Annotated in this window: 16 protein-coding genes; 7 read left to right on the top strand and 9 right to left on the bottom strand. The window is 67.3% G+C overall.

Going from position 1 to position 11,920, the window contains the following annotated elements:
* From AABF56_RS17645 to hemC, 8 genes are all read right to left on the bottom strand, one after another.
* Window positions 1–327: a DUF167 domain-containing protein gene (locus AABF56_RS17645; RefSeq protein ID WP_244769303.1), complete on the bottom strand. Its 327-nt coding sequence runs from the start codon at window positions 325–327 to the stop codon at window positions 1–3.
* The gene (locus tag AABF56_RS17640) at window positions 324–620 is read right to left on the bottom strand and encodes a YggT family protein (protein ID WP_133034532.1); all 297 of its coding nucleotides are present in this window, start codon (window positions 618–620) and stop codon (window positions 324–326) included. The genes AABF56_RS17645 and AABF56_RS17640 overlap by 4 nt, the downstream gene beginning before the upstream one ends.
* 125 nt (window positions 621–745) lie before the next feature.
* A complete protein-coding gene (locus tag AABF56_RS17635; protein WP_272806941.1) occupies window positions 746–1,462 on the bottom strand; it encodes a glutamine amidotransferase in 717 nt (238 codons plus the stop codon).
* A 3-nt stretch (window positions 1,463–1,465) separates the two neighbouring features.
* Window positions 1,466–1,951, bottom strand: a complete 486-nt coding sequence (locus tag AABF56_RS17630; protein ID WP_244769305.1) for a tellurite resistance TerB family protein — start codon at window positions 1,949–1,951, stop codon at window positions 1,466–1,468.
* 96 nt (window positions 1,952–2,047) lie between these two features.
* Window positions 2,048–3,655, bottom strand: coding sequence for a heme biosynthesis protein HemY (locus AABF56_RS17625; RefSeq protein ID WP_272806940.1), 1,608 nt, complete (start codon window positions 3,653–3,655; stop codon window positions 2,048–2,050).
* Window positions 3,656–3,668: 13 nt separating this feature from the next.
* Window positions 3,669–4,958 (bottom strand): COG4223 family protein, encoded by a 1,290-nt coding sequence (locus AABF56_RS17620; protein WP_272806939.1) that lies wholly within the window; start codon window positions 4,956–4,958, stop codon window positions 3,669–3,671.
* Window positions 4,959–5,056: 98 nt separating this feature from the next.
* Window positions 5,057–5,782, bottom strand: a complete 726-nt coding sequence (locus tag AABF56_RS17615; RefSeq protein ID WP_272806938.1) for a uroporphyrinogen-III synthase — start codon at window positions 5,780–5,782, stop codon at window positions 5,057–5,059.
* 5 nt (window positions 5,783–5,787) lie between these two features.
* Window positions 5,788–6,717 carry a hydroxymethylbilane synthase gene (gene hemC / locus AABF56_RS17610; protein WP_272806937.1) on the bottom strand — a complete coding sequence of 310 codons (930 nt, stop codon included), beginning with the start codon at window positions 6,715–6,717 and terminating at the stop codon, window positions 5,788–5,790.
* Window positions 6,718–6,792: 75 nt separating this feature from the next.
* Between hemC and tsaD the strand changes: the two genes are divergently transcribed.
* From tsaD to AABF56_RS17585, 5 genes are read left to right on the top strand one after another with little or no spacing between them, the layout of a single operon-like run.
* Entirely contained in the window at window positions 6,793–7,887 is a 1,095-nt protein-coding gene (gene tsaD / locus AABF56_RS17605; RefSeq protein WP_272806936.1) for a tRNA (adenosine(37)-N6)-threonylcarbamoyltransferase complex transferase subunit TsaD, read from the top strand.
* Window positions 7,884–8,870, top strand: coding sequence for an NAD(P)H-dependent glycerol-3-phosphate dehydrogenase (locus AABF56_RS17600; RefSeq protein WP_272806935.1), 987 nt, complete (start codon window positions 7,884–7,886; stop codon window positions 8,868–8,870). Before tsaD ends, AABF56_RS17600 begins: the two co-directional genes overlap by 4 nt.
* A 34-nt stretch (window positions 8,871–8,904) precedes the next feature.
* A complete protein-coding gene (locus tag AABF56_RS17595; protein WP_050745545.1) occupies window positions 8,905–9,198 on the top strand; it encodes a YciI-like protein in 294 nt (97 codons plus the stop codon).
* 5 nt (window positions 9,199–9,203) lie between these two features.
* Window positions 9,204–9,635, top strand: a complete 432-nt coding sequence (locus AABF56_RS17590; protein ID WP_272806934.1) for an EVE domain-containing protein — start codon at window positions 9,204–9,206, stop codon at window positions 9,633–9,635.
* A gap of 55 nt (window positions 9,636–9,690) precedes the next feature.
* Window positions 9,691–10,353 (top strand): class I SAM-dependent methyltransferase, encoded by a 663-nt coding sequence (locus tag AABF56_RS17585; RefSeq protein WP_272806933.1) that lies wholly within the window; start codon window positions 9,691–9,693, stop codon window positions 10,351–10,353.
* A gap of 15 nt (window positions 10,354–10,368) precedes the next feature.
* On the opposite strand, the gene AABF56_RS17580 is transcribed toward AABF56_RS17585, so the two are convergent.
* On the bottom strand, window positions 10,369–10,833 hold the full coding sequence (locus AABF56_RS17580; RefSeq protein ID WP_272806932.1) for a hypothetical protein: 465 nt from the start codon (window positions 10,831–10,833) through the stop codon (window positions 10,369–10,371).
* A 300-nt stretch (window positions 10,834–11,133) separates the two neighbouring features.
* Here AABF56_RS17580 and sdhC point away from each other — a divergent pair, with 300 nt between their 5' ends.
* Window positions 11,134–11,526 carry a succinate dehydrogenase, cytochrome b556 subunit gene (sdhC, locus tag AABF56_RS17575; protein ID WP_272806931.1) on the top strand — a complete coding sequence of 131 codons (393 nt, stop codon included), beginning with the start codon at window positions 11,134–11,136 and terminating at the stop codon, window positions 11,524–11,526.
* A gap of 10 nt (window positions 11,527–11,536) precedes the next feature.
* Complete coding sequence (gene sdhD / locus AABF56_RS17570; protein ID WP_272806930.1) at window positions 11,537–11,917, top strand: succinate dehydrogenase, hydrophobic membrane anchor protein; 381 nt, start codon at window positions 11,537–11,539, stop codon at window positions 11,915–11,917.
* Window positions 11,918–11,920 lie beyond the last annotated feature (3 nt).

The raw sequence follows: 11,920 nt of genomic DNA, 5'->3' as shown, positions 1-11,920 counted from the left end.
TCAATGCGCTCCGGCGCGCTCGAGCCTTGAAACGATATCCTCCGGGTCGCCGTCGATCCGGAGGATTTTCTTTCTCTGGGTGTCGCCGCTGACAAGACTCACGGCGGACTTTGCAACGCCGGCAGCCTTGGCGATCAGCGCCACCAGCGCCTTGTTTGCCTTGCCCTTGTCCGGCGGGTCGCTGACGCGGGCCTTGAGGTAGCGTTCGCCGTCGGCGCCGGTTTCCCAGCCGTCGATTGCATCGCGGCCGCCGTTCGGCGTCAGCCGCACCGTCAGGCGCACATGGTCGCCATGGCGGCGGAGCGCAGCGCCCGCCTGCTCGGTCACGGCGCCAGGAGGGCCGGTGCCAGCACGCTGCGGATCACCTGCTCCAGGAAGAACAGGATGACGAGCACGACGAGCGGCGAAAGGTCGACGCCGCCGAAATTCGGCAGGACGCGGCGGATCGGGCGGTAGATCGGCTCGGTCAGCTGGTAGAGCGAGCGACCGATGGTGGCGATCACCTGATTGTTCGCGTTGATGACGTTGAAGGCATAGAGCCAGGAGAAGATCGCCGAGGCGATCACCAGGAACCACGCTATGCTGATGATGAACAATAGGGTGTTGATGACCGCTATCATTGATGTCTCCAATTGGTTTCGTCTCGACATGTAGCCATTGCGCGCCCTGCCAGCAAGGCCGGGTGCCGGGCGGTGCGGCAACATGTTTAATGGCGCGGGGCCTGACGCCGCCGCGGCAAGCGTCCTTACGCCTCGTGGAAGATGCGCTCGAGGAAGGACGTCATCCAGAGGCGGAGCGCCGCATCGTGCAGGAGGCGCCCGTCGAGATGGGCACGGCCGACCTGCGCGCCCGGCAATTCGAAACGGTGCGCGCCGCGCACCACCCAGCGGTGCATCATGGCGAGCGTCAGTTCGCCGTGGAACTGGATGCCCCAGGCATTGTCGCCGTAGCGGAAGGCCTGGTTCTCGTAGTGATGGCCGGTGGCGAGCAGCGTCGCGTCCCGCGGCAGGTCGAAGCCTTCGCGATGGAACTGGTAGACCATGTCCGGCCAGGGCATCAGCGCCGCGCCTGCCTTCGTCGCCGCCAGCGGATACCAGCCGATCTCCGTCCAGCCCTCCGCATGGCCGAAGACCGTGCCGCCGAGGTTCTTCACCAGCATCTGCGCGCCGAGGCAGATGCCGAGGAAGGGGCGGTTCTCGGAAAGCGGCACGGAGAGCCAGTCGATCTCCGCGCGCACATAGGCCTCGTCGTCATTGGCGCTCATCGGCCCGCCGAAGACGACCGCGCCCGCATGGTGGGACAGCGTGGCGGGCAGCGGATCGCCAAGCACGGGACGGCGGATATCCAGCGCATGGCCCATCGCCTGGAGGATCTGCCCGACGCGGCCGGGACTGGAGGTCTCCTGGTGCAGGACGATCAGGACGGGGCGCTTGAGGCGCGGCTTGCGGGGAAAATCGAGCATGGCTCAGCCTTCGTCCGGTTCCTCCGGGCCCGTTGCGGCGCCCACCCGTTCGGCCACTTCCTGCCGCTTCATGATGCGCTCCCGGCCGGAGACGCCAAGCAGGTCCGCGATGCGCCAGATGGCGTGGTCCTCCATCTCGCTACGCTCGCCGTCGGCATAGACGATCTCCCAGAGCAGGCCGATCAGATCGACGCGCTGCTCCTCCGAAAGCTGGCGCTTCAGCTCCGAGGTGAAGCGGAAGAAATCGATCGCCTCGCTCTCGGCATCGGTGCCGGCGGCGACCAGCGCCTCGAGCTCGGTCTCGTCGAGGCCGTAGAAATCCTTCAGGCGGACCCGCAGCGCCTTCTTCTCGACGTCGAGGATCTTGCCGTCCGCTTCCATCACCTGGATGCAGAGCGCCATGACGGCGACCCGCGGATCGTCGGCGGCAAAGGCCGGTCTGTCACCACCGGAAAGGCTCGCCAGAAACTGCTGCAAGCGTTCGAACATTCAGTGTCGCCCCGTTCCTCAAGCCCTGGAATATTGCCGTTTCTTTCCGATCTTTGAAACCGACGCCGAAGCGACTTCGCTTCAGCTGGAAATGCTCTAGAACAAGCGGAAGCCGCTTGTCCCGTCCCGTTTGACCGCGCCTTCCTTGACGCCCGGATCGTCGGGCAGGCCGAAGAAGGGACGCTCTTCTTCCTCCGGGACCACCGCCTCCTTGATCGTTTCCGGCGTTACGTCCTTCACCGGCGCGGCCTCCACCACCGTGGCGACGACAACGGGCTTTTGCGCGACTTCCACCGTCTCGACCTTCGCCACCTCTTCAACCGGCGTGGCGGGCCTGCTCTCGATGGCGAGCGGCGGCAGGGTGCGGATGGCCTCGTCGACGGCGGCGGTCGAGCCTTCCTCGATCGGCCCGTCGAGCGGGCTGACGGGCGTCTTCCACTCGAAGGCGTCGAGGCGGCCGGTGACCGGCGAGACGGCCCGCCATTCCGGCGCCGTGATGCCGTCGGCCGTCCAGGCTGGATCGCGCGGTGCCTTCAGCGCCTGGTTCATCCAGTGGCGGATGCGGCCCTGGTCGCCCGTCTCGGCATCCTCGATGTCGGCGAGCAGCAGGAACGTGCTTTCGCGGGGCGACAGGCGCGCGGCGGCCTCGGCCTTGCTGCGGGCACGCGCGAAGTCGCGCGTTTCCAGCGCGGCTTCCGCCACGGCATGGAGCGCTTCGGCATTGTTCGGGCGCATCGCCTCGAGCTTTTCCGCCCGCTTCAGGCGGTCGGTCGCCGAATCGCCGCTGCGCGCGCGGACATAGAGCTTCGCGACATCGCCATGGGCCGTCGCCTTCCAGAGTTTTTCCAGGATGGCGGCGGCCTTGCGCAGGTTGTCCTCGCGCAGATAGGCCTTGGCAGCAATGAGGCCGGCGGGCACGAAGGTCTCGTCGAGCTTCAGCGCCTGCTGGGCGTCCTCGCGCGCGCCCTTCGGGTCGGCGTCGAGCCTTGCGGCGGCGCGGGCGGTGAGCAGCACGACCTTGCGGCGGGCATGCGTCTTCTTCTCCTCGGCCGAGCCGGAGCGGCCGTCGCCGAGAAGCTTCAACGCCTCGTCCCAGTCTCCGGCCTCGGAACGGTATTCCAATGCGGCTTCCGCCGCCCAAGGAAGCTGCGGCGCCTTTTCCGCGGCGCGTTCGGCATATTGCCGGGCCGCCTCGTTGGCGCCGAGCCGGCGGGCCTCCAGATAGAGGCCGCGCAGGCCGAGTTCGCGCGTTTCCGGATCGTCGGCCATCAGCTCGAATTTCCGGCGCGCGTCGTCGTAGCGGCCCTCGATCATCGCCGCCTGCGCTTCGAGCAGGTGGATGAGCGGCTCCTGGTCGGCGCTCAGAAGCCCCTTGGTGCGGCCCAGCATCTTCCGCGCGCCGGCGGCATCGCCGGCGCCGGCGGCGATCAGGCCGGTGGAGAGCGCCTGGTAGCCGCGGTCGCGCTTGCGGGCGCGGAAATAGCGCTGGATCGAGTGCGGCGAGGTCCAGACGACGCGCACGATCCACCAGGAGAACATCACGGCGGCGACCAGCGAGACGACGAGCGTGGCGGCGACCATCAGGCTCATGTCGGCCCGCTGGCCCTGCCAGATGATGGAGAGCTCGCCGGGGCGGTCGGCAAGCCAGGCGAAGCCGGCGGCAAGCGCGAGGACGAAGAGGGCGAAGACCAGAATGCGAATCATGAAGCCTCTCTCCTCAGCCCTGGTTGCCGGCGGTGCCGGTCGTGGTGCCGCCGGTCGTGCCGCTCAAGGCGCCGGAAACGACGGCGCCGATCAGGTCTTCCACGCTGACACGTTCGTCGAGCTTGCGCTTGTAGTCCGCCGCCGCGGCCTGGCCTTTCTCCGGCAGGGTCTGCCATTCGATCTGCGCGCCCTTGAAATCGCCGTTCTGCAGCTTGTTCTCGATGCGCGCGACCACCGCTTCCGGCGTATCGCCCTCGATGCTGCCGACAGGGCGCACGCGGATCGCCGAGGCGGCGCTCGCCATCAGGCGGTTGAAGATGCCCTGGTCGCCCTCCGGCTGGTGCACGGCGTCGAGAATGGCGTCGGCCGTCGCCTGGAAATCGCGCACGAGATCGGAGCGCGACGGCACGCCGACGGCGGCGTGTTCCCGCAGGCCCGGGAGGGAAGGATCCTCCGGCGAAATGCTGGCAAAGGCTTCCAGTTCGGCGAGATAGGGGCCGCCGCGGTCGATCGCCGTCTTCAGTGCGCTGGCGGCCACGGCCCGCGCCATTTCGATGTCGCTGCGCGGCTCGTCGAGCTTCTGCTCGGCGGCGGCAATGCGCTCGGTGAGCTGGCTTTCCGTCGTGCTGACCGCCTCGGTGGTGCGCGCGATGGCCTCGCGCAGCGCCGCAAGTTCCGTGGTCAGTCGCGCCACGTCGCCTTCGAGCTTGCTGACGGCTTCCGGGTTTGCAGCGGTGGCGCCCGCGCTTTCGCCTGCTGATTTTTCCAGTGCGGCGATCCGCGTCTCGATCGGCTGGAGGTCGACCGGGCTTGCGGCCGAGGTTTCGGCCAAGGTCTCGGACAGCCGCGTCTTCAACGCCTCCACCTCGTTCGTCAGGGTGGAAACGGCGTCGGATTCGCCCGCGCGGTCGGGCTCCAGCGTCGGCAGGTAGCCGCCATATTGCAGGCTTCCGGCGCCCAGGAGCGCGATCAGGCCGCCAAGGATGCCGGCCGCCAGCGTGCCGGCATTGCTGCGTTGCGGTGCCGGCGGTGTCGCGGCGCGCACCGGTTCCTCATAGGTCGTGCGTGCGGGCTCGACCGGCTCGGCCTTTTCCTCGGCGGGCTCGGCGGCGGTTTCGCCTGCCGCAGGTTCCGCCGTCACGGTTTCGGAGGCTTCCGAGGCCTGGCTTTCCGGCGTTTCGGCTTTTGCCGCTTCCTCGGCCGCCAGCGCCTCGTCGCTGACGGAAGCGGGGGTCGCCTCCAGGTCGATCGTCACGGGTTCTTCACCGGTCTTCTTGCGACGGGACGGGGTTTCCGGTTCCATGGCGACCTCCTCGCATTCATGTGCATTGCACTAAACCTAGACAGCGAAGCCAGCGAGGGAAAGACCCTTGCGGCAAATTCATCCGCCGTAGCCTGCCCCTAGAGCAGGTCCAGCAGGCTTTCCTCGTTGGGGGCGGAGGCGACGACGGTGGATGTGGCGAAGCGCTGCGGCACCGCCTTCGCGACATTCGCGCTCATGCAGAGCATCAGCGTCGACAGGAAGCGCTCGGGAATCTCCACGAGCGGGGAAAGCTTGAAGAAGGCCCGCGCGCTTTCGCCGGAATAGAACAGCACGGCATCCGGCACCGGCTTGAGAAGCGCGGTCTCCGTCTCCGTGCGCCGGGGGACGACGGGCACCATGCGGTAGGCTTCCACGGTGCGCAGCGGAATGCCGGCTTCGGTGAGGCGCGTTTCGAAGCCGCGGGCGCGCGGCACGCCGGCGAGATAGAGGATCGGTTCGGCCGGCATGCCGAAATCCCGGCAATGCGCGACGATCATGTCGGCGAGGTCCCTGCCGTTGCCGCCCGGGGTGAGCACGGTGCGGAAGCCTGCCGCACTGGCGGCGTTCGCCGAGGCCTGTCCGACCGAGAAGACCGTGGTCAGGAGGTGACGGTCGAGCGTATCGCCAAGATGGCCGAAGAGACGCGCCACCTCCGCACTGGTGATGGCGATGGCCGAATGCCGCTCCGCGAGCGCCGCCTTCACCGCGTCAAGATCGTGCTGGGGCCTCGACAGCGGCAGGCGGGCGGTCTCGTGGCCCAGCGCCGCGAGCTTGCGGGCGGTGCGGGCCGCCGTCTGTTCCGGGCGAAGGATGAGGACACGCACGCGGTTCAGCCCCAGCTTTCAAAGAAGCCCGCTCCCGCCTTCTCGCGGATCGCCTGTCCCGCCGCCTCGCCGAGCCGGCCGGCCTCGCCTGCCGGGCCGCTCGCCTCAATCTCGTGGTACCGGCTCCCGTCCGGCGTCAGGATCATGCCGTGGAACTGGAGATGCTCGCCCTCGACCGTCGCATAGCCGGCGATCGGCGTGCGACAGGAGCCGTCGAGCGTGGCAAGGAAGCCGCGCTCGCAGGTGACCGCCGCGCGCGTCACCCGGTCGTCGATGGCGGCGAGCAGGTCTTGCGTGCCCTTGTCGCCGACGCGGCTCTCGATACAGATCGCGCCCTGCGCCGGGGCGGGCGGGAAGGAGACGGGATCAAGGATTTCCGTCGGCACGTCGAGCTTGCCGAGGCGCTTCAGGCCGGCATAGGCGAGCAGCGTCGCATCCGCCTGGCCTTCGGCGAGCTTGCCAAGGCGGGTATCGACCTGGCCGCGGAAGACGATGACGTTGAGATCGGGCCGAAGATGCCGGATGAGTGCCTGGCGACGCAGCGAGGCGGAGCCGACGGTCGCGCCCTGCGGCAGGTCGAGGAGGCGGGCGACGCTGCGGCCGATGAACGCGTCGCGCACGTCCTCGCGCGGCAGGAAGGCGGAGAGGTGCAGACCTTCCGGCAGCTTCGTCGGCATGTCCTTTGAGGAGTGCACGGCAAAATCGAGCTCGCCGGAGGAAAGCTGCGCCTCGATCTCCTCGGTGAACAGGCCCTTGCCGCCGATCAGCGCCAGCGAGCGGTCGGTTATGCGGTCGCCCTTGGTCGAGAGCACGACGATCTCGAACATGTCTTCCGGCAGGCCATGCGCCGCCATCAGGCGCGAACGGGTCTCGTAGGCCTGGGCGAGCGCCAGCGGGCTGCCCCGCGTGCCGATCCTGAAAGGTTTTGTTTGCATCCGCCTTGATCCGTTGTTACCGGGATGTCTCGTAACCGGGTTTCCGGCCCATCGCAATCAATTCCCAAGTGCTACATGTCGTCCCATCTGACCATCCTGGGCATCGAAACGAGCTGCGACGAGACCGCTGCGGCCGTGGTCGCGCGCGATGCGGAGGGCAGGGGCGAGATCCTGGGCGAGGTGGTGCTGAGCCAGCTCGAAGAGCACAGCGCCTATGGCGGCGTGGTGCCGGAGATCGCCGCACGCGCCCATGTGGAAGCGCTCGACAGCCTGATTTCCGAGGCGCTGCTGCGGGCGGGGCGCTCACTTGACGATGTCGATGCCATTGCCGCGACGAGCGGGCCGGGGCTGATCGGCGGGCTCATCGTCGGGCTGATGACCGGCAAGGCGATCGCCCGGGCGACGGGCAAGCCGCTCTATGCCGTCAACCATCTGGAAGGCCATGCGCTGACGGCGCGGCTGACGGACGGGCTCTCCTTTCCCTATCTCATGCTGCTCGTCTCCGGCGGCCATACCCAGCTCGTCCTGGTGCGCGGCATCGACGACTACGAGCGCTGGGGCACCACGACCGACGACGCGCTGGGCGAAGCCTTCGACAAGACGGCCAAGCTGCTCGGCCTGCCCTATCCCGGGGGGCCGGCGGTGGAGCGCATGGCGAAGACGGGGAATCCGGAGCGGTTCACCTTCCCGCGGCCGCTCGTCGGCGAGGCGCGGCTCGATTTCTCCTTTTCCGGCCTCAAGACGGCGGTGCGGCAGGCTGCGCAGTCGATCGAGCCGGTGACGGAGCAGGACATCGCCGATATCTGCGCCTCCTTCCAGCGCGCCGTCTCGCGCACGCTGAAGGATCGCATCGGCCGCGGCCTCGAACGGTTCCGCACGCTTTTCCCGGATGTCGAGACGCCGGCGCTGGTCGTTGCCGGCGGGGTGGCGGCCAATGCGGAGCTGCGCGCGACCCTGCAGGTGCTGTGCGACAAGCAGAAATTCCGCTTCATCGCCCCGCCGCTGGCGCTGTGCACCGACAATGCATCCATGATCGCCTGGGCGGGGCTGGAGCGCATGGCGGCCGGCTTTGCGCCCGATGACCTTGCCGTCGCGCCGCGCTCGCGCTGGCCGCTCGACCGCGAGGCGGCGACGATCCTGGGATCCGGCAAGCGGGGAGCCAAGGCATGAGCACCACTCCGAGGATCGCCGTCATCGGCGCGGGTGCCTTCGGCACGGCGCTGGCGAGCGTGGCCGCGGCAAGCGGCGGCGATGCCACGCTGATCGGCCGCGATGCGGTGGCCGTCGACCTGATGCGCGCCTCGCGGCGCAACGAAAAGGCGCTTCCCGGCATCGACCTGCCGCCGACCCTTTCCTTCAGCGCCGATGCGGAGGCGATCCGCGGCGCCGGCATCGTTCTGTTCGCCATGCCCTCGCAGGCCCAGCGCGCGGCGGCACGCTCCCTTGCGGCCCTGCTGGCGCCGGGCATGGCCGTGGTGATCTGCGCCAAGGGCATGGAAAAGGGCACCGGACGGCTGCTGACGGAGGTTCTGGAAGAAGAGCTTCCGGGCCGCGAGATCGCAGTGCTCTCCGGCCCCGGCTTTGCCGCCGACATCGCGAAGGGCCTGCCGACGGCGATGGTGATCGCCGCGCGCACGGCCGAGACCGGCGCCTTGCTGGCGCAGGCCCTTTCCGGGCCGACCTTCCGGCTCTATCCCTCGACCGACCGCATCGGCGTGCAGCTCGGCGGCGCGCTGAAGAACGTGCTGGCGATCGCCTGCGGCATCATCGAGGGGGCCGAGCTTGGCGATTCGGCACGGGCGGCGCTGATTTCGCGCGGGCTTGCGGAACTGTCGCGCTTCGTCGCGGCCCATGGCGGGGAGGGCACCACGGTCACGGGGCTCTCCGGCCTCGGCGATCTCGTTCTGACGGGAACGAGCCACCAGTCGCGCAACCTGCGCTTCGGCATCGCGCTCGGCCGCCATGGCGATGCCGCCGGCTGGTCGGGCGATCTGGTGGAGGGCGCCTTCGCCGCCTCGGTCGCTTCCAGCGTCGCGGCTGAAAAGGGCATCGACATGCCGATCACCGATGCGGTCGCCCGCATCATCGATGGCAGTCTCGACGTGAAGACCGCCATCGGGCAGCTGATGACGCGCCCGATCACCCAGGAATGACACAGCGGCCAGGAACAGAAGGAAGGATCGTTTCATGCATTTCGCATTTCTCTGCCAGGACAAGCCCGGCGCGCTGCAGGTGCGCCTCGATACGCGCCCGGATCACCTCGCCTACCTGAACGGCCTCAATGCGGACGGCAAGCTCGCCTTCGCCGGCCCCTTCCTCGGCGATGACGGCAAGCCGACCGGCAGCCTCGTCGTGGTCAAGGCCGAGACGATCGAGGAGGCACGCCAGATCGCGGAGAACGATCCCTATGCCAAGGCCGGCCTCTTCGCTTCTGTCGAGGTGAAGGCCTGGAACTGGGTCTTCAACAATCCGGAGGCCTGATCCGCATGGCACACTGGCTCTACAAGTCCGAACCCTTCAAGTTCTCCTGGGAGAAGCTGAAGTCGAAAGGGGCGGCCGGCGAGGAATGGGACGGCGTGCGCAACTACCAGGCGCGCAACAACATGCGGGCCATGAAGATCGGCGACAAGGGCTTCTTCTACCACTCCAACGAGGGGCTGGAGATCGTCGGCATCACCGAGGTCTGCGGGCTGTCGCATCCCGATTCGACGGCCGGCGAGGACCCGCGCTGGGATTGCGTCGACATCCGCGCCGTGTGCGACATGCCGAGGCCCGTCTCGCTGAAGGACGTCAAGGCCAATCCGAAGCTCGCCAACATGTCGCTCGTCACCTCCATGCGCCTTTCGGTGCAGCCGGTGACCGAGGAAGAGTGGATCGAGGTCTGCCGCATGGGTGGTCTCGACAAGCCGCCGCGCTGATGGTTCGGCGCCGTATCGCGCGTTCGGGAAACCGGCGCCATGGAGCGATGCTCCGGTGAAGACGGATCCCGAGGTCTTCATCCGCGACAATACGGGCGTGCTCTCCCCGCCGCATGTGCCGGAGGTGACGCTGCATCTTGCCACCGAGGCGCATGACCTCTGGCTGAAGACCGAGGAGGAGCTGGAGGAGATCGGCCTGCCGCCGCCCTTCTGGGCCTTCGCCTGGGCGGGCGGGCAGGGGCTTGCCCGCCATGTGCTGGACCATCCGGCACTGGTGGCCGGAAAGTCGGTGCTGGATTTTGCCAGCGGTTCCGGCCTTGTCGGCATCGCGGCGCGGCTTTCGGGCGCTGCGCCGGTGCTTGCTGCGGATATCGATCCCTGGAGCAAGACCGCGATCCGCCTGAACGCCGCCCTGAACGGCGTCGACCTTGCCCATACGGCCGAAGACATGGTCGGCCGGGACGAGGGCTGGGATGTCGTGCTGGCCGGCGACGTCTTCTATGACCGCGGCTTTGCGGACGTGCTCATTCCCTGGTTCTCCGCCCTTGCTGCCCGGGGCGCCCTGGTGCTCGTCGGCGATCCCGGCCGGGCCTATTGCCCGCGCGAGCGCATGGAGGCGCTCGCCACCTACACGGTGCCGGTGACGCGGGCGCTGGAGGACAGCGAGGTCAAGAAGACGACGGTCTGGCGCTTCGGCGCGAGCCCGGCAAAAGCGTGAGGCTTTTTCCCGCTATCAAAAGCCGGGGCGGATGACGCAGACGCCGGCTTCCCACGAACATCCGTCCTGGCCCGGCGTCACCACGATGACCTTCGGCCCGCGGTTTTCGACGAAGGGGGCATCGATCAGGTCGTCGTAATAGCGATCCCGGTCGATATGGAAATAGATGCCGTTGCCCGGGTCGCGATAGGCCGAGAGGGCGCCGCCATAGAAATTGCGGTCCTTGCGCCAATGGCGATCGTGATGCCGCTCCACCCGGCGGTCGTCGCGGTAGCGCTCGCGCGGGCGCCAGTCGCGGTGCTCGCGCCGCTCGATGCTGCGGCCGATGAAGCTGCCGTTCGACCAGTCCGCGTCGGAATTGTCCGACCAGCCGATATCGGGGCTGCGGTCGCGGGCCGCGGCGGCCGTCATGCCGCCGGCTGCGAGGGCGACCGCAAGCGCTAGAACTTTGGTCGCATGGGACGCTGAAAACAGAGTCATTCTGTCCTGCCTTCCGGATTACGCTTAACAGATCCTTAACGGCAAGATGGGGCAGCGGCCGGCAAAAGTCACGGATTTGGTTATGAATTTTCCCGTTATCGTTAATTGGCGGACCGCGTCCCGGGATGGCACAAAAGCGGCAGGCCGCTTAATCGATTAAATTCATTTTGCACTGCAATGAGGCTTGTGGTTCCGCTTTCCGGTGATTAAACGTCGCAATCACTGCATTGTGCACAACATACTGCAATTCCGGAGAAAATTTGTCCAGTTTATGGCTCTCCGGGGTTCCGTGAGGTTCAGATGGCGAATGTCACTCGAAGCCGGCCGCTCTCGCCGCATCTCCAGGTCTACAAGCCGATCCCGACGATGGTCATGTCCATCGTGCATCGCATAACCGGTGCCGCCCTTTACTTCGGCACGGTGCTCGTTGCCTGGTGGCTAATCGCCGCCGCCTCGGGCGAGGCCTATTTCGACTGGGTCAACTGGTTCTTCGGCACGCTGATCGGCCGCCTCGTGCTCTTCGGCTATACCTGGGCGCTGATGCAACACATGCTGGGCGGCCTTCGCCACTTCATGTGGGACATGGGCCACGGCTACGAGAAGCATTTCGCCACCAGGCTCGCCCTTCTGACCCCGGTCGTCTCCGTCGCCCTGACGGTGCTGATCTGGATCGTCGGCTATCTGGCCCGCTGAGGAGAGTTTCATGGATATGCGCACCCCTCTCGGCAAGGTTCGCGGCCTCGGCTCGGCAAAGGACGGTACGGAGCATTTCTGGCGCCAGCGCCTGACGGCCGTCGCCAACGTTCCGCTTCTCCTGTTCTTCGTCGGCTTCCTGATCTGCTATAACGGCGCTTCCTATGCGGAGGTGACGGCAGCGCTGTCGCACCCGATCGTCGCCGTCCTCATGGGCCTCGTTGTCGTCTCCGGCCTCATCCACATGAAGCTCGGCATGCAGGTCATCATCGAGGACTACGTGCATGCGGAAGGCGTGAAGATCGCGCTCCTCATGCTCAATACCTTCTTCGCGATCCTGGTCGGCGGACTCTGTCTTTTCGCCGTCCTCAAAATCGCTTTCGCAGGATAATCC

Source organism: Shinella sp. WSC3-e (genome assembly GCF_945994535.1).
Taxonomy (GTDB): Bacteria; Pseudomonadota; Alphaproteobacteria; order Rhizobiales; family Rhizobiaceae; genus Shinella; species Shinella yambaruensis.
This window is presented reverse-complemented; position numbering and strand designations above follow the sequence as displayed.